The sequence below is a fragment of the Rugamonas rivuli genome (genome assembly GCF_009380165.1).
Lineage (GTDB): Bacteria > Pseudomonadota > Gammaproteobacteria > Burkholderiales > Burkholderiaceae_D > Rugamonas > Rugamonas rivuli.
The window spans coordinates 61536-78305 of sequence record NZ_WHUF01000006.1; the positions used below are offsets into that span (position 1 = coordinate 61536).

A 16770-nucleotide genomic window follows, 5' to 3' on the forward strand; every position below is an offset into this window, starting at 1 on the left:
CGCTATTGAATAGCAAGCGATTTTTGAAAATATTTTCGACGGGATGCACGGTGCTTATTTCTCCAGCTCGTCCAGCAGCGCCAGGCAAGCCTGCGCCGCCCTGTTGTCGTGGTCTTTTTCCTCATGCCAGGCCGACACCGATACCGCGATGATGTCGTGCCCTCGCAATGAACGGAACAGCGCCGCGATGTCGTCGAAACCCGGTCCCGCCTTGACGTGGTATTTCAAGGCCGGCATTTCCGCTTCCGCATCCATCACGTCGCTGTCGAAGTGCAGGTACAAACGCTGGCCCGGTTTCAGGTGCTCGCCGATCTTATCGATAGCGCAGCAGACGATGCCGGAGCTTCTCACCGCTTCCAGTTCGCCCGGATCGAGATCGCGCGCATCGGACAGGACCACGCGCTCTTCGGGGAAGGGCGTGACGCCGATGGTCGCCAGCATCGCACCGATCGCATCCCGGCCTTGCCTGCGGCGGTCGCCGCGCCCCACCAGCACCGCCAGCGGCATGCCGCCGAGATATTTGGTCTGCGTGGTTTCCCAGGTATGGAAGTCGCCGTGGGCATCGAGCCACAAGATCCGGTCCGGCGCGCGTCCGCTGCGTTGCAGGCCGCCCAGCATGCCTAGCGTGGACATGCAGTCGCCGGCGATGCTGACCGGGACCTTGCCGGCACTGGCGATCTGGCCGGCCCGCTCCGCCAGGCCCGCGTATATCCTGCCCATCCTGCGCAATTTTTCGTTGGGGTCGTTCACAGTGACGTCCCTGAACTCGGTCACGTCCAGTATGTCCCAGTCATGGCGGTCGAGGTCAGCGGCGCGGCGCAGGCCGTCGCGACGTTGTCCGAGCAGGAAGGGCACCAGCAAGCGATTGTTCATGTCCAGGTATCCGGGTTCATTGAGTAGCCCAGCCGCTCCATCATAGCCCGCACCGGCTGGCGCTGGCCCATGTCCAGCAACGCTTGTTCGCGCTTGCGCCAGCGCAGCGCCTTGGGCGCTTCGGTGGCCATGGTGACGGGCAGCTGGCTTGGCAGCGACAGGCCTGACAGGCCAAGCAACTCGACGATGCGCTGGAACTGCACCGCCGGATGCTCCATGAAGTCTTCGAACCTCAGGCGCAGCGCCGGCACGCGGCTGGCCAGGATCGCCTCATGGGATGCCAGCCATTGGTTCAGGCAGACATCGCCCAGGTCGGCGTGGGTGAACTGGCGCCAGTTGGGCGGCAGGTCGAACTTCCACCAGCGCTGGCCGAACGGCGTGGTGTCGGAGTAGGCGCGTATCTGCAGTGCGGCGCCGGTGCGCGCCATGTCGTGCGAGAAGTAACCCCTGGGCGACAGCCAGCCATCCATCAATCCATTGACCGTCTGCGCGTAACCACGGCTGAGGTGTATGTACTGGATTTCGGCCTGAGGAAAAAGCTGCTCATGGATGCCGATCCGGTAGGCGTCGCTCGGCGATTTGAACAGCAGGATTTTGCTGGCGGCGTCGTCGATGGTGAACTGGCGGCGATAGCTGCGCGGCAGCACGAAGGGCGGCTCCTCAAGCTTCATAGGCTCGTCGTAGTAGCCGCTGGCGCCCGGCCCGGAAGCGGGCAGCGGCGACGGCGGCTGTCCATCATAAAAATTCATGCGCCATGCCTGATGGCGAAACACGGTCGACAGTATCATGCGTTGCAGCGCTTCGTCTGTCGGCTGGCCGCCATCCCGGCGCAGGCACAGCATGGCTTCGTCGAGCGCATCGCCGAGATTTTGCCGCTGCGCCGGGTCGATGAACAGCAGCGGGAACTGCAGCAGCAGGCGCCGTTGCCAGCGGATTTTCAATTGTTCCGGGGCTTGCAGCGTCGGGCTGGGCACGCTGAGTTCGGCGAAGATGTTATCGGCCAATACGTCCGGCTGCGCCAGCGTGCCGACGGCGTCGCTGTCGGAGTGCATTCCGAACACATTCTGCGTGAGCGCCAGATAGGGTTCCATTTCCCCGTCGAGCGAGGCGATGTCGGGATGTTCCGCCAGCAGCTGCTTGATCAGGCTGGACCCCGCGCGCGAGCTGCTCAGTATGACGACTACCCGTCGTACTTTGCTGCGCCACGGCGCAGGGGCCACTGCGCGCAGCTTGACTATGGAATGCAGTAAATCGTTCATACGTGCGGGGCTGGACGCATTCTCTGGATGAGAAACCCGTAGAATTCTTTCGTCTCATCCGCACTGACGCGTGCCAGCAGGCGCATGCTGTAGCCATTTTCCTTGGCCAACCTGCGCACTTCCTTGACCGCACCGAAATTGGAGTGGGCAAAATAGATACGGCCATCCGGTTTCAGATACTTGCCCACCTGTTGGAAGAACTGGGTGTTGGTACGGAAGTCCGTGTCCCATTGCGAACGTGCGACCACATCGTGCGCCTCCTTGTTGCGGAAGGGGAGATTGGCGGTGATAACGTCGAACTGCTCATTGCCGATGCCGTCGAACAGGCAGGAATAGCGCACTTCCATCGTCTCGCCGAAGCCATGCGCCGCAGCGTTGTGCTGGGCGCTTTTCAGCGCTGCGGGGTTGATGTCGACGGCCAGTACGCGGGCGGCGCCGGCGTAGCAGGCGAATACGGCGATGACGCCCGAGCCGGTGCCGACATCGAGCACGCTGCCGCCGGTCGGTACGCGCAGGCTGCGCACCAGCGGCTGGCTGTCCGTGTAGGGCCAGAACGTATTCGGGAAAACGAGGAACTCCTTGCCCAGATAGCTGAACGTCTTGCCATCCTCGGGTACTATCTTGAAAGCCTTCTGGCGGTTGATTTGCCAGCGATCGATGTGCGCATGCTTACCTGGGGAATTGTCCATTTCTATCACCTATCGGATGAAGGAAAAACAATCGAGGAATGCAGCACCGATACTACTACGATAATTTGGAATGGGATGCACAAATTGCATATGATGAGTAACTTATGAAAAAACTGACACACTGCCTGTTCTACACCGCCCTGGCCATGGCCTCCATCAACGTCGCGCAGGCGCAGATGCGGGTGGAAATCAGCGGCGTCGGCAGCAACCAGATTCCCGTCGCCGTGGCCGGCTTTGCCGACGAGCTGCTGGCGCCGCAGCAGATCTCCGCCATCATCAAGGCCGACCTGGATCGCAGCGGCATGTTCAAGGTGATCGATGCCGGCACCATCGCCGACGTCAACAACATCGACTACGCGGGCTGGAAGGCCAAGGGCGCCGATGCGCTGGTGGTGGGCACCGTGTCGGCGCTGGCCGACGGCCGCTACGATGTGCGCTACAAATTGTTCGACACCGTCAAGGCCAGCCAGCTGTCGCGCGAGGACCAGTCGGTGCCTGGCCAGGCGGCGCGGATGGCGGCGCACAAGATCGCCGACGATGTGTTCTTCAAACTGACCGGCGTGCGCGGTGCGTTCGCCACCCGCATCGCCTACGTCAAGCAGGAGGGTGGGCGCTATCAGCTGGTCGTGGCCGATGTCGACGGCGAAGGCGAGCAGGCGGCACGCAGCGCGGGCGATCCGATTATCTCGCCGACCTGGTCGCCCGATGGCGGCAAGCTCGCCTACGTGTCGTTCGAACAGAAAAAACCGGTGGTGTATGTGCATAACCTGGCGACCCATGCGCGCGTCGTCGTCGCCAATGAAAAAGGCAGCAACTCGTCGCCGGCCTGGTCGCCGGACGGCAGCCGGCTGGCGGTGTCGCTGTCGAAGGATGGCCATACGCAGATCTACATCGTCAACGCCGACGGCAGCGGCTTGCGCCGCGTGTCCGACGGCACCGGCGCGGCCATCGACACCGAGGCGCAATTCTCGGCCGACGGCCAGAGCCTCTACTTCGTCAGTGACCGCAGCGGCGGTCCGCAGGTCTACCGCATGAACGTGGACGGCAGCGACGTCAAGCGGATCACGTTTGCCGGCAGCTACAACATCAGCCCGCGCATCTCGCCCGACGGCGCGACGCTGGCCTATATCTCCCGCCGCGACGGCAACTACCAGCTGTACGTGATGGACCTGGCCACCGGCCAGGAACAGCGCCTGTCCGACAGCACCGACGATCTGTCGCCAAGCTTTGCGCCGAACGGCAAGTACATCATCTACGCCACCGAGGCGGCCGGGCGCAAATCGCTGGCGGTGGTGTCGGTGGACGGCCGCGTCAAGCAGCGCCTCACCGCGCAGGACGGCGATGTCAGGCAGCCAGCCTGGGGGCCTTTCCTGTCGAAGTAGGCACCAGGCGCTTTACGCCTGTTTGATTTGTGAGCTGGCGATCTTGTGAAGTTCGGCCAGCGTTTGCGCATCGTCCGGCCAGCGGGCCAGTCCCAGCCTGGCTTGCTGCTGCTCCGCGTTGACGCGGGCCAGCAGGCGCTCGGCGATCTGCTGGCCCTGCACCTGCGTCACCCACGGCACCAGCACGCAGAAGCGCTCGTCGCCGAAGCGGAAGGCCCAGTCGCTGGGACGGCACACTTCCCCGATCAGCCGCGCGATGTCGACCATCTGCTCGTTGCTTGCGCCGGGCGCCGGCGCGACCAGCATCATCGTCACCGACTGCGGTTTGCCGCGATGGCTGCGCGTCAGCTGGCTGAAGATGGATTCCAGGTACAGGTGGTTGTGCAGGCCGGTCAGCGGGTCGAGCGCGGCGATGCGGCGCAAGGCCGCCGCCAATGCAGCGCGCCGGGTCTCGAACAGGTGGGACAGCACGCCCGCGCCCAGCACGGCGGCGGCGGTGCCCAATAGCGCGGCGCCGTCGTTGCCCGGCCGCAGCCACAGCACGGCCATGCCCAGCACCGACCAGCCGATGCCGTACACCATGCCCATCTGTAGCCCCAGCATCAGGTAAGACGCCACCGGCACCACGCACAGCAGGCTGGCCAGCTGCGGTTGCAGGTACACCGCCGCCAGCAGGGCGCTGAAACAGCAAAACAGCACGGCGCACCACAGGCTCAGTCGCGGCGTGTCGTCGGCCCAGGGCAAAGGTTTGTTCATTCGACAAGTATGGTTGGGGCCATCCTGGGCGTCAAGCCGTGTCATTCCGCTAATTGATAATGATTCTTATTAACTGGTAGAATAACCGCTGGTATAGCCATGCTTAATGCTTGAAGGTCGATTGTGAAAAAACTCTGGTTCCAGCTGCACTGGTTGGTCGGCATCACCGCCGGCACGGTATTGATCGTCATCGGCCTGACCGGCGCCATTCTCGCTTTTCGCGACGAGCTGCTGGACGTGCTCAATCCCGGCGTGACCAGCGTGGCGGTGCGCCAGGCGCCCATGCTGGCGCTGCCGCAGTTGGCCGAAGCGGTCAAGCGCGCGCATCCCGGAATGCGCATCACCAGCATCGCCCTGGATGCCGAGCCGGGGACCACGGCGCGCGTCAGCCTGGCGCCGGCGCCGGGCGCAAAGCATGGCGAGACAATCTTCGTCGATCCGTACAGCGGCGCCATGATGCCGCCGCTGCATTACGACGAAGTGTTCGAATGGGTCGAATCGCTGCACCGCCATCTGCTGCTGCCGCGCGACGACGGCCGTCCGGTGGTCGGTGCGCTGGCCCTGTGCCTGATGGGGCTTGCGCTGAGCGGCCTGTATCTGCGCTGGCCGCGCCGCGCGCTCGACTGGCGCACCTGGCTGACCTTCGACACGCGGCTCAAGGGCCGTTCCTTCCTGTGGGGCTTGCACTCGGCGGCCGGCACGTGGGCGCTGCTGGCCTACCTGGTCTTCACCGTCAGCGGCGTGTACTGGAGCTATGACGTGGTGCGCGACACGGTCGATGGCTGGGCCGGCGTGCGGCGTCCGCCGCGTGTAGCGGCCGCGCCCAAGCCCGCCGGCGCCAGGCGCGTCGAAGCGCATGGCGAAGCCGCCGACCTGACGCTAGCCTGGTCCGCGTTCCAGCAGCAGGCGCCGGGATGGAGAACGGTCTCGCTGCGGCCGCCGGAGCGCGCCACGCAGCCGCTGCAAGTGCTGTGGGTCGCCGGCGACGCGCCGCACATACGCGCGCGCGGCCGCATGTCGATCAACCAGCAGACCGGCGTCATCGTCAAGAACGAGCCGTATGTGCAGATGGGCGTAGGCGCCCGCGCACTGACGACGCTTTATCCGCTGCACATGGGGACGTATTTCGGTTTGCCCGGGCGTCTGTTCATGTTCTGCGCCAGCCTGGCGCTGCCTGGCTTTGCTGTCACGGGCTGGATGTTGTACCTGAAGCGCCGCCGCCAGAAACGCGCAGCGCAGGCCGAACGCGCCAGGCTGGCCGGCACCGGCCGCATCGACAGCGCAGATCCCGTGCTGATGGCCTACGCCAGCCAGACCGGATCGGCCGAGCGGCTGGCGCTGCAAAGCGCGGCCGTGCTGCAGCAGGCCGGCGTGGCGGTGCATGTGCAGTCGCTGGAAAAACTGACGCCGCCGCTGTTGGGCAGCTATCGTCGCGTGCTGTTCGTCGCCAGCAGTTTCGGCGAGGGCGAACCGCCGGACACCGCGCGCCGCTTCAGCCGCCTGCTGCATGCCGCCGCCGAGGAGCTGGCGCATCTGCAGTACGCCGTGCTGGCGCTGGGCGATCGCAACTACCTGCAATTCTGCGGCTTCGGCCAGACGCTGGACCGCCGCCTGCGCGTGCTGGGCGCGCAACCGCTGCATCCGATCATTGAAGTCGACAACGGCGATGCCGGTGCGCTGGCCCGCTGGTCGCAGGCCTTGCGCGAGCTGGCCGGCATCGGTGACGATGCACCATCCGCTGAACTGTCGGCTGCGGCGCCCGACAGCGGCTACACCAGCTGCCATCTGGCGTGGCGCGAACTGCTCAACCCCGGCAGCGCCGGCGGGGAGCTGTACGAAATCACGCTGACCGGCGGCGATGGTGCGAGCTGGCGCCCAGGCGCCTTGCTCGATGTCTGGCCGGGCCATTACGCGCCGGAGCAGACGGCGCGGCGCTATTCGCTGGCGTCGCTGCCGCAGGACGGCTGCATACAGCTGCTGGTGCGCCAGGCCCGCAACGAACATGGCATGGGCCTGGCCTCCGGCTGGCTGACGGCGCAAGCCGCGCTGGGCGACGAAGTGCGCGTGCGCCTGGTGGATAATCCATCCTTCGACATGCATGACGGCGCGCAGCCGGCGATCTACATCGGCAACGGTTCGGGCATGGCTGGATTGCGCTCGCACCTGCGGGCGCGGGTGGCTGGCGGACAGCGGCGCAACTGGCTGGTGTTCGGCGAACGCCAGCGCGAATTCGACAGCATCTGCGCCGCCGAAATCGAAGGCTGGCGAGCTGGCGGCCATCTGCCGGAGCTGGACCTGGTGTACTCGCGTGACGCCGACGGCCAGTACGTGCAGGGCCGCCTGCGCGCCAAGGCAGACCAGGTGCGCAGTTGGATCGCCGACGGCGCCGTCATCTACGTGTGCGGCAGCCTGCAAGGCATGGCGGGCGGCGTGGACGCCGCGCTGGAAGAAATCATCGGCGGCGCAGCCCTCGACGAGCTGCGCGAAACCGGCCGCTATCGCCGCGACGTGTATTAAAGCGCGGTCTCGTAACCTTCGAGGACGTTGACCACGTTGGTGCCGAGCTCCTTGACCGCGTAGCCGCCTTCGAAGATGAAGGCGGTCGGCACGTTCAGGTAGGCCAGGCGTTCGCCGATCTTCAGGTAGTCGGCGCTTTGCAGCGCGAAGCGCGACAGCGGATCGCCGGCGAAAGTATCCACCCCCAGCGACACCACCAGCGCATCCGGCGCAAAGCTGCCCAGGCGGATGCAGGCCGTCTCCAGCGCCGCGAACCACGCCTGCACCGAGCTGCCCGCCGCCAGCGGCAGGTTCATGTTGTAGCCCATGCCCGCACCTTCGCCGCGCTCGTCGGCATGCCCCAGGTAGAACGGATACTCGCTGCGCGGATCGGCGTGGATGGAGATGAACAGCACGTCGTCGCGGTTGTAGAAGATGCTCTGCGTGCCGTTGCCGTGGTGGTAGTCGATGTCGATGATGGCGACCTTGCGCGCGCCGTCGTCCAGCATGTGCTGCGCCGCCAGCGCGGCGTTGTTGAGGAAGCAGTAGCCGCCGAAGAAATCCGCGCCCGCATGGTGGCCCGGCGGACGGCTCAACACAAACGCGCCGCGCTCGCCCAGCCGCAGCGCATGCGCGGCGTTGACCGCGCAATCGGCGCCGGTCTTGGCGGCGGTCCAGGTGCCGGCCGTCAGCGGCGTGCCGCTGTCCATCGAATACAGTCCCAGTTTGGCGCAGAAGTTATCCGGCTCGATGTCGTCGCGCAGCGAGCGTATCGGCCAGACGGCGGGGAAGGCGTCCTTGCCGGCGTTGGCCGGATCGAGCGCCAGCCATTCGCTCCAGGCGTTGCGCAGGAAGTGCAGGTAGCGCGGCGTGTGGATGCGCTCCAGCGACATCAAAGGCACGCCGTGCGGCGTGACGATCTTGCCCAGCCCGCGCCGGCCCAGCTCCGCCAGCACCGCGTCGGCACGCTCCGGCTTTTCGAAGCAGGGCACCATCTCGCCGCGGAAGATCTCGAAGCGGCCGTGGTGCTGGGCGTGCAGTTCGTTGTAAAAGGTGAGCAAGGAAGCCTCGGTTTTAGTCGCAGTCCGTGCTGGAGTGGCACAGATTGCTGGCGCGGTAGGCGGCCACGTAATCGTCGAAGCTCGATTGCGGCGCCGCTTCCATCTCCGCCTGCTCGGCCAGCGAGGTCGCCGCCAGGCCGTCGAAGTAGGCTGCTTCACCGGCATCCGGCGCGTGGCTGCGGAAGTAGGCCGCGTGCTGCTTGCTCTGCGCCAGCCCGAAGGCGGCGAACGATTTGCCGTTGGCGCGCAGGGCCGCCAGTACCTTGGCCGATGGCGTCAGGTCGGCGTCGAGCAGCTTGGCCGCCTGCTGCGCCATGGCGTCGGCGTGGACGGTGTCGCCGCGCTGCGCGTCCAGCAGGGCCGCCACCGGGCGGATGCGTTCGAGCAGCTGCTGGCCCCAGGCTTGCAGGCTGATGGCGCCGTCGTCGCTGTTCAGCGTCAGGCCCGGACGGCGGCCTTCCTTGACGGTGCGGGCGAAGTTGTCGGTGTGGCGCAGGCCTTCTTCCGGCGAGATGGCCGGGCTTTCCTCCAATGCGCAGAACAGCAGGAAGGCGTCGAGGAAGCGGCCGGTCTGCACGCTGATGCCGACCGGTTCGAACGGGTCGACGTCCATGCAGCGCACTTCGATGTACTGCACGCCGCGCGCGCACAGCGCCTGGATCGGCCGTTCGCCGGTCTGGATCACGCGCTTGGGGCGGATGGTGGAGTAGTACTCGTTTTCGATCTGCAGCACGTTGGTGCTCAGCTGTATCCATTCGCCATCGCGCTTGGTGCCCAGTTCCGCATACGGTTCGTACGGCTGGTTGACGGCCTTGGTCAAGGCGGCCACGTAGCTGTCCAAACAGTTTTCGTGCGGGCTCAGTCCCGATTGCGCATCGTTCTGATAACCGAGGTCGCTCATGCGCAGGCTGGTGGCGTAGGGCAGGTAGAGCGTGTCGTCGGACAGCGTTTCGAGCTTGTGCGGACGGCCGCGCAGGAAGCCGCTCGACAGCACGGGCGAGGCGCCGAACAGATACATCAGCAGCCAGCTGTAGCGGCGGAAGTTGCGGATCGTCGCCAGGTAGGCTTCGGACTGGAAGGACTTCGGCGACAGGCGCTTGGCGTTGCCCTCATGCTCGGCCAGCACGCGCCACAGGCGTTCGTCCAGCGAGTAGTTGTAGTGGATGCCGGCGATGCACTGCATGGCTTTACCGTAGCGCAGCGCCAGGCCGCGGCGGTACACATGCTTCAGGGTGCCCATGTTGGAGGTGCCGTACCAGGCGATCTCGATGTCTTCCTCGCCCGGCAGCTGGGCCGGCATCGACTGGCTCCACAGCAGCTCGTCACCCAGCTTGCTGTAGGCGTAGCGGTGGATGCCGTCGAGCTTGGCGAGCGTGGTGCCGATGTCGGCTTCGGCCGGGGTGATGAACTCCAGCAGCGTTTCGGCGTAGTCGGTGGTGATTTGCGGATGCGTCAGCGCCGAGCCCATGGCCACCGGATGCGGGGTCGCGGCCAGGTGGCCGCTGGCGTCCACCCGCAGGGTTTCGCGTTCGATGCCACGCAAGCCACCCAGCACCGGACGGTGCTCTGGCTGGGCCAGCAAGGCCAGGCGGCGAGTCAATAGATTGGACAATTGGATCTTCCTTTCGTAGTGCAGCTAGTGTTGCATCAAAGCGTGAGGTGCGAGATTAACCGAAAACGGACAATCGCGTCGGTGCCGGCCCAAAGTTCACCGGAGCCGAAGATCGCTTGCTAGTTTATCAAATACTTGGGAAGGTGGCCGAAAGCCAGAATACTGCGCAGGGATGGCGCTGTCAGTGCGCCCGCGCACCTGTGACGCGCTCGATGCCGGCCAGGTCGGTCCAGCTTTGCACCTCGGTGTAAGCTTGTTCGGTTAACAACTGGCGCACCGCCGCCGCCTGATCGTAGCCGTGCTCCATCAGCAGCCAGCCTTGCGGCTTCAGATGGGCGGCGGCGCCGGCGACGATGATGCGCAGCGCCGACAGGCCGTCGGCGTGGTCAGTCAGCGCGCCGGTCGGTTCGTAGCGCAGGTCGCCCTCGGACAGGTGGCGGTCGCCGCTGGCGATGTAGGGCGGGTTGGAGACGATGATGTCGAACGGCGGCTGGCCTTGCAGCGCGGCGTACCAGTCGCTGTGCAGGAAGTTGACCTGGGCGCTGTTGACGGCGGCGTTGCGGCGGGCCACGGCCAGCGCCTCGGGGCTGACGTCGAGCGCGGTGACGGCGGCGTCGCGCCGGGTGTGGGCCAGCGCCACGGCGATGGCGCCGCTGCCGGTGCCCATGTCCAGCAGGCGGCCTTGCGGCGGCAGGCGGTCCAGCGCCAGTTCGACCAGCAGTTCGGTGTCGGGACGGGGGATCAGCACGGCGCCATTCACTTCAAACGGCAGGCCGAAGAATTCGCGCTGGCCGACGATGTAGGCGATCGGCTCGCCGGCCAGGCGGCGCTGCACCAGCGCGGCGAAGCGCGCGGCTTGTTCGGCATCGAGCTCGCGCTCGGACTGGGTGATCAGGCTCACGCGTGACAGGCCCAGCGCGTGGCACAGCAGCACGCGGTTGTCCAGCGGGTCCAGCAGGGACTGCACTTGCAGCGCGCCGATGGTGACGCCTGCGGCGATGGAGCCAGGATCGGAGATCATCAGCGTGCGCGGCGGATCAGCAGCCAGGCCAGGCCCAGCGTGCACAGGCCGAAGCCAAGGAAGGACCACTGCGGTATCGACAGACCGAACCACGGCGCCAGCGCGTCTTCGCACAGGCCATCGGCGTGGAACAGGAAGGGCAGGTAGGTCGCGGTCGGGATCTTGTTGAGGAAGGTCTCCATCGGATCGATGCCGCACGACAGGCCGGGATGGGCCAGGATGTACAGGTGCTTGCCGGCGGTGTACAGGCCGCCCAGCGCCGCCATCAGCGCGAGGCCGGTACCCAGTTTGGGTTTGGTGTAGGCGCCGGCCAGGCAGCAGATGCCGATGGCGATGAACAGGTAGCGCTGGATCACGCACAGCGGGCAGGGCAGCATGTCCAGGCCGATCTGCAAATACAGGGCGACCCCGATCAGGCCGAAGCAGGCGATGGCGATGGACAGCAGCAGGGAGCGCGTATGTATCATGGATGATCCAATTTGATGGCGGTGGAAGTAGCGGGCAATTCTCGCACAAAGTTGCCACTTCAGCCTTAGGCCGGTGTTAACTTCCGCTTAGTCGCCCAGCGCCGCCAGCAGCTCGGCCTGGTGCTCGGCGGCCAGCGCATTGGTCAGCTCCGTCAGGTCGCCGTCCATGATGAAGTCCAGCTTGTACAAGGTCAGGTTGATGCGGTGGTCCGTCATGCGGCCCTGCGGGTAGTTGTAGGTGCGGATGCGTTCGCTGCGGTCGCCCGAGCCGATCAGGCTCTTGCGCGTGGCCGCTTCCTTCGACTGCTGCTCGCGCAGCTGCACGTCCTTGATGCGCGTGGCCAGCACCCTCATGGCCTGCGCCTTGTTCTTGTGCTGCGAGCGGTCGTCCTGGCACTCGACCACGATGCCGGTCGGCAGGTGGGTGATGCGTACGGCCGAATCGGTCTTGTTGATGTGCTGCCCGCCGGCGCCGGAAGCGCGGTAGGTGTCGATGCGCAGGTCGGCCGGGTTGATGTTCACGTCCTCGACTTCATCGGCCTCCGGCATCACCGCCACCGTGCAGGCCGAGGTGTGGATGCGGCCCTGGGTTTCGGTGGCCGGCACGCGCTGCACGCGGTGGCCGCCGGACTCGAACTTCAGCTTGGAGTAGACGCTGTTGCCGATCAGGCGCACGATCACCTCGCGGTAGCCGCCCAGGTCCGACGCCGATTCCGACACCACTTCCACCTGCCAGCGATTGCGCTCGGCGAAGCGGGTGTACATGCGCAGCAGGTCGCCGGCGAACAGCGCCGATTCGTCGCCGCCGGTGCCGGCGCGGATCTCCAGGAAGATGTTGCGTTCGTCGTTGGCGTCCTTCGGCAGCAGCATTTTTTGCAGCTCCAGTTCCAGTTCCGCCAGGCGGGTTTTGGCCGCTTCGATTTCGTCCTGCGCGAAGTCCTTCATCTCCGGATCGCTGAGCATTTCCTGCGCGGCGGCCAGGTCGCCGATGGCTTCCTGGTAGGACTTGTACAGCGCCACCAGCGGGCCGAGTTCGGCGTGCTCGCGGGTCATCTTGCGGTAGGCGTCCATATTGTTGGTCGCTCCTTCGGACATCAGCAATTCATCGAGTTCGACCAGGCGGTTCGCCAGTTGATCGAGCTTGGCCAGCATGGATGGTTTCATAGCGTATTCGTGTTGGGGTTGAGGCAGATGCCGCGATGGCGCGGCGGGGAGTGCGCGGCGGCGTGGCGCGCGCGGAGTGAGGCAGTGCCGCTAACGGCGGCCGCGGAACAGCTGCGGCAGCAGCTCGGCCAGGTGGGCGCGTTCCTCGCCCTGCGCGCGGTGCAGCGCCTGCTGCGGGCCGTGCATGAATTTCGCGGTCAGGCCCTTGGACAGGGCTTCCAGCACGGCGTCGATGTCTTCGCCCTTGGCCAGCATCTTGCGGGCGCGTTCCAGCTCCAGCTGGCGCAGCGCTTCGCCGTTCTCTTGCAGGCTCTGGATGACCGGCACCACGGCGCGGTCGTCGATCCAGTGCATGAACGATTGCACGCGGGTTTCGATGATGGCTTCGGCCTGGGCCACGGCGGCCTGGCGGTTTTCCATGCCGGTCTGGACCACTTTGCCCAGGTCGTCCACGGTGTACAGGAAGGCGTCGTTGAGGCGGCCCACTTCCGGTTCGATATCGCGCGGCACGGCCAGGTCGACCATGAACATCGGCTTGTGGCGGCGGGCCTTGATCGCGCGCTCCACCATGCCCAGGCCGATCAGCGGCAGCGACGAGGCGGTGCAGGAGATGACGATGTCGTACAGGTGCAGCTTGTCCTGCAGGTCGGCCAGGCGGATGGCGCGGCCGCCGAAGCGGTGCGCCAGCAGTTCGCCGCGGTCCAGCGTGCGGTTGGCGATGGTGATGGTCTTGGGATTCTGCGCCGCGAAGTGGGTGGCGCACAGCTCGATCATTTCGCCGGCGCCGATGAACAGCACGTTCTGCTCGGCGATCTTGTCGAAGATGCGCTGCGACAGGCGCACGGCCGCCGCCGCCATCGACACGCTGTGCGCGCCGATCTCGGTGGTGCTGCGCACTTCCTTGGCGACCGAGAACGAGCGCTGGAACAGCTGGTGCAGATAGGTGCCCAGGCCGCCGGCTTCGTCGGCGGTGCGGATCGCGTCCTTGATTTGTCCCAGGATCTGGGTTTCGCCCAGCACCATCGAGTCGAGCCCGGAGGCGACGCGGAAGGTGTGGCGCACGGCGTCGTGCTGCGGCAGCAGGTACAGGTGCGGGCGCAGTTCGGCGTAGTTCAGCTTGTGGAAATCGGCCAGGAAGTGGGCGCCGGCGTCGAGCGGGTCGGGCACCTGGCTGGCCGCGTACAACTCGGTGCGGTTGCAGGTGGACAGGATGGCCGCCTCGTCGCTGCCGCGATGGTCGATGCGCTCGAACCACGACCGCGCCGCCATCACCGCCTGGCCCAGTTGCTCAGGGGCGAACGCCAGCTGCTCGCGCAGCGAGACGGGGGCGGTGTTGTGGTTGAGGCCGACGGCAAGCAGCTGCATTTCGGGTCCGGGCGTTGAGTGTGCGGACATTATACCGTGTTGTACCAGTAGGTTGCCTGTGGCTGCCTATACCGTTGGCAGCATACCGTGCATATCGCGGGTCCGATCAGGCGCCCAGTTTTTCCAGCCGGTAGCCGTAGCTATAGACCGGCACCAGGCGGAAGCCGTTTTCCGGCTTCAGCTGCAATTTGTTGCGCACGCGCGAGACGTGGGTGTCCATGGTGCGCGACGGCACGGCGGTCTCGCGTATCCACACCGCTTCATGGATGTAGGCGCGCGACAGCGGCCGTCCGATGTTGCGGAAAAATAACAGTGCCAGGTAGAACTCTTTGTGGGTGACGTCCAATACGATGCCATCCATCAACAAACGGCCGGGCCGGGTCTCGAATACGTATTGACCAAATTGCAATTGTTCGGCGCCGTTCTGGGCCGGGTAGGCGCGGCGCAACAAAGCTTGCACGCGGGCCACCATTTCGCTGCGGCGCAGCGGTTTGATCATGTAGTCGTCGGCGCCGGCGGCCAGGCCGGCGACGATATCGTCCTCGCCGGAGCTGGTGGTCAGGAACAGCACCGGGGCGCTGTCGGGCAGTTTTTCGCGTGCGCGGCGCAGCACTTCGGCACCGCTGAGGTCGACCACTTGCCAGTCGAGAATCAGCATGTCGTAGCTATCCTTGCGCAATTGCGCCAGCACGTCCTTGGCGGTCTGGAAGCTGTGGCAGACGTGGCCTGCCGAGGTCAGCACCTGGCAGATCAGATCGGCTTGGCTGCGGTCGTTGTCAAGTACGGCGATTCTCATACTACTGCCTGTAGGAAATTATGTTAAGGAGAAGTCACTACAAATATAACAGAGATTTACAAAAAAAGTTAGCAAAATGGCTAATTATTTTTCTTAATGCACTAATATTTCCCTGACGACAACTCGATAATTCACCGTGCGCACTTGCACAACCATTACACGGTACACTGGAAAAACGCTGAATTCAATGAAGAAGTTGAAAAAAGGAAAGAACGCCAAGTGGCGGCCGGGAGCGCGCATGGGACTGAAAAAAGACACAAATTGGACGCTGGTGCCGGGAACCGAACGTGACATCGAAGCGGTGCGCGAGCGTTGCCGCCGGCTGGTGCGGCGGCGCGCGATGGTCTCGGCCGGCGTGGCGGCGGTGCCGATCCCGGGGCTGGACGTGGTGTCCGACCTGCGCCTGTTCGCGCTGCTGATCGACGATATCAACCAGGAATTCGGCCTGACGGCGCAGCAGATCGAGCGCATGCAGCCGAAGTTCCGGCTGATCGCCTACGAGGCCGCGATCGGCGTCGGCGGCATGCTGGTGGGGAAGCTGGTGACGCGGGAAGTGGTCGTGCAACTGCTGCGGCGCACCGGCCTGAAGACGGTGGCGCGGCAGGCTGGCAAGCTGGTGCCGCTGGCCGGGCAACTGGCCTCGGCCGGCATCGGCTTCATGGCGTTCCGCCAGATCGGCTACCAGCATGTGGATGCCTGCGCCAAAGTGGCGCAGGAACTGGTGACGGCCGGCATCGGCCGGCCGGTGTAGCGCTTACGCGTCCGGCAGCACCACGTTCACGTCCAGCACCTCCAGGTTGCCCTGGCGGTCCAGCGAGATCTTGATGTCGTCGGCGTTGACCTTGGTGTACTTCGAGATCACCTCGATCAGCTCCTTGTGCAGCGCCGGCAGGAAGTCCGGACCGCTGCGGCCGTTGCGCTCGCGCGCGATGATGATCTGCAGCCGCTCCTTGGCCGCGGTGGCGGTTTTCGGTTTTTGCGGGAACAGGAAAGAAAGCAGGGCCATGATTACTTGCTCCCGAAAATACGCTGCAGCAGGCCAGGCTTCTCGTAGTTAGTGAAGCGCAACGGCAATTCCTGGCCGAGGAAGCGCGACACCACATCTTCGTAGGCTTCCGCAACATCGGTGCCCTTGAAGTGAATCGCTGGATTGCCCTGGTTCGACGCATGCAGCACCGATTCCGATTCGGGAATGATGCCGATCAGTGGTATGCGCAGGATTTCCTGCACATCTTCGTACGACAGCATTTCGTCCGCTTCCACGCGTTTCGGCGAGTAGCGGGTGATCAGCAGGTGCTCCTTGACCGGCTCGCCGCCGGTCTGGGCGCGGCGCGACTTGGCCTGGATGATGCCGAGGATGCGGTCCGAATCGCGCACCGACGACACTTCCGGATTGGTGACGATGATGGCTTCGTCGGCGAAGGTCAGCGCCATCAGCGCGCCGTGCTCGATGCCGGCCGGCGAATCGCAGATGATGAATTCGAAGCCCATGTTGATCAGCTCGTGCAGCACGACTTCCACGCCGTCTTCCGACAGCGCATCCTTGTCGCGCGTCTGCGACGCCGGCAGGATGAACAGGTTGTCGCAGTGCTTGTCCTTGATCAGCGCCTGGGTCAGCGATGCCTCTTTGTTGATCACATTGATCAGGTCGTACACCACGCGGCGTTCGCAGCCCATGATCAGGTCGAGGTTGCGCAGGCCGACGTCGAAGTCGATGACAGCGGTTTTATGGCCGCGCATGGCCAGCCCGGTGGAGAAGCTGGCGCTGGAAGTCGTCTTACCGACACCGCCCTTACCGGACGTTACAACAATAATTCTCGCCACAAAAA

General features: G+C 65.1%; 16 protein-coding genes. 3 read left to right on the forward strand and 13 right to left on the reverse strand.

Annotation, left to right across the window (positions count from 1 at the left end):
* Nucleotides 1–54 precede the first annotated feature (54 nt).
* From GEV01_RS21870 to GEV01_RS21880, 3 genes are read right to left on the reverse strand one after another with little or no spacing between them, the layout of a single operon-like run.
* Nucleotides 55–873 carry an arginase family protein gene (locus GEV01_RS21870; RefSeq protein WP_152807655.1) on the reverse strand — a complete coding sequence of 273 codons (819 nt, stop codon included), beginning with the start codon at nucleotides 871–873 and terminating at the stop codon, nucleotides 55–57.
* Nucleotides 870–2132, reverse strand: coding sequence for a sulfotransferase (locus tag GEV01_RS21875; protein ID WP_152807656.1), 1263 nt, complete (start codon nucleotides 2130–2132; stop codon nucleotides 870–872). Before GEV01_RS21875 ends, GEV01_RS21870 begins: the two co-directional genes overlap by 4 nt.
* Nucleotides 2129–2821: a methyltransferase gene (locus tag GEV01_RS21880; RefSeq protein WP_152807657.1), complete on the reverse strand. Its 693-nt coding sequence runs from the start codon at nucleotides 2819–2821 to the stop codon at nucleotides 2129–2131. The genes GEV01_RS21875 and GEV01_RS21880 overlap by 4 nt, the downstream gene beginning before the upstream one ends.
* Before the next feature lie 104 nt (nucleotides 2822–2925).
* Here GEV01_RS21880 and tolB point away from each other — a divergent pair, with 104 nt between their 5' ends.
* Nucleotides 2926–4203 carry a Tol-Pal system beta propeller repeat protein TolB gene (gene tolB / locus GEV01_RS21885; RefSeq protein WP_152807658.1) on the forward strand — a complete coding sequence of 426 codons (1278 nt, stop codon included), beginning with the start codon at nucleotides 2926–2928 and terminating at the stop codon, nucleotides 4201–4203.
* 12 nt (nucleotides 4204–4215) lie between these two features.
* Here the strand turns inward: tolB and GEV01_RS21890 are convergent, their stop codons facing one another.
* A complete protein-coding gene (locus GEV01_RS21890) occupies nucleotides 4216–4959 on the reverse strand; it encodes a diguanylate cyclase domain-containing protein (RefSeq protein ID WP_235914509.1) in 744 nt (247 codons plus the stop codon).
* 123 nt (nucleotides 4960–5082) lie between these two features.
* Between GEV01_RS21890 and GEV01_RS21895 the strand changes: the two genes are divergently transcribed.
* Nucleotides 5083–7476, forward strand: coding sequence for a sulfite reductase flavoprotein subunit alpha (locus GEV01_RS21895; RefSeq protein WP_328595591.1), 2394 nt, complete (start codon nucleotides 5083–5085; stop codon nucleotides 7474–7476).
* Here the strand turns inward: GEV01_RS21895 and GEV01_RS21900 are convergent.
* The 7 genes from GEV01_RS21900 to GEV01_RS21930 form a co-directional block, all read right to left on the reverse strand.
* Nucleotides 7473–8516: a histone deacetylase family protein gene (locus GEV01_RS21900; RefSeq protein ID WP_152807660.1), complete on the reverse strand. Its 1044-nt coding sequence runs from the start codon at nucleotides 8514–8516 to the stop codon at nucleotides 7473–7475. The genes GEV01_RS21895 and GEV01_RS21900 overlap by 4 nt on opposite strands.
* Before the next feature lie 13 nt (nucleotides 8517–8529).
* On the reverse strand, nucleotides 8530–10128 hold the full coding sequence (gene gshA / locus GEV01_RS21905) for a glutamate--cysteine ligase (RefSeq protein WP_152807661.1): 1599 nt from the start codon (nucleotides 10126–10128) through the stop codon (nucleotides 8530–8532).
* A gap of 181 nt (nucleotides 10129–10309) precedes the next feature.
* Nucleotides 10310–11149 (reverse strand): peptide chain release factor N(5)-glutamine methyltransferase, encoded by an 840-nt coding sequence (gene prmC, locus GEV01_RS21910; RefSeq protein WP_152807662.1) that lies wholly within the window; start codon nucleotides 11147–11149, stop codon nucleotides 10310–10312.
* Nucleotides 11149–11616, reverse strand: coding sequence for a disulfide bond formation protein B (locus GEV01_RS21915; RefSeq protein ID WP_152807663.1), 468 nt, complete (start codon nucleotides 11614–11616; stop codon nucleotides 11149–11151). The genes prmC and GEV01_RS21915 overlap by 1 nt, the downstream gene beginning before the upstream one ends.
* Before the next feature lie 87 nt (nucleotides 11617–11703).
* The gene (prfA, locus tag GEV01_RS21920; protein ID WP_152807664.1) at nucleotides 11704–12780 is read right to left on the reverse strand and encodes a peptide chain release factor 1; all 1077 of its coding nucleotides are present in this window, start codon (nucleotides 12778–12780) and stop codon (nucleotides 11704–11706) included.
* Nucleotides 12781–12870: 90 nt separating this feature from the next.
* Nucleotides 12871–14145: a glutamyl-tRNA reductase gene (hemA, locus tag GEV01_RS21925; protein ID WP_152807665.1), complete on the reverse strand. Its 1275-nt coding sequence runs from the start codon at nucleotides 14143–14145 to the stop codon at nucleotides 12871–12873.
* Between the two features lie 106 nt (nucleotides 14146–14251).
* Nucleotides 14252–14941 (reverse strand): response regulator transcription factor, encoded by a 690-nt coding sequence (locus tag GEV01_RS21930; protein WP_008443614.1) that lies wholly within the window; start codon nucleotides 14939–14941, stop codon nucleotides 14252–14254.
* Between the two features lie 238 nt (nucleotides 14942–15179).
* Between GEV01_RS21930 and GEV01_RS21935 the strand changes: the two genes are divergently transcribed.
* On the forward strand, nucleotides 15180–15692 hold the full coding sequence (locus tag GEV01_RS21935) for a hypothetical protein (protein ID WP_152807666.1): 513 nt from the start codon (nucleotides 15180–15182) through the stop codon (nucleotides 15690–15692).
* A gap of 3 nt (nucleotides 15693–15695) precedes the next feature.
* Here the strand turns inward: GEV01_RS21935 and minE are convergent, their stop codons facing one another.
* Together minE and minD are read right to left on the reverse strand one after the other, a co-directional pair.
* Nucleotides 15696–15947 carry a cell division topological specificity factor MinE gene (gene minE, locus GEV01_RS21940; RefSeq protein WP_008443622.1) on the reverse strand — a complete coding sequence of 84 codons (252 nt, stop codon included), beginning with the start codon at nucleotides 15945–15947 and terminating at the stop codon, nucleotides 15696–15698.
* 2 nt (nucleotides 15948–15949) lie between these two features.
* Nucleotides 15950–16765 carry a septum site-determining protein MinD gene (gene minD, locus GEV01_RS21945; RefSeq protein WP_026334797.1) on the reverse strand — a complete coding sequence of 272 codons (816 nt, stop codon included), beginning with the start codon at nucleotides 16763–16765 and terminating at the stop codon, nucleotides 15950–15952.
* Between the last annotated feature and the right edge of the window lie 5 nt (nucleotides 16766–16770).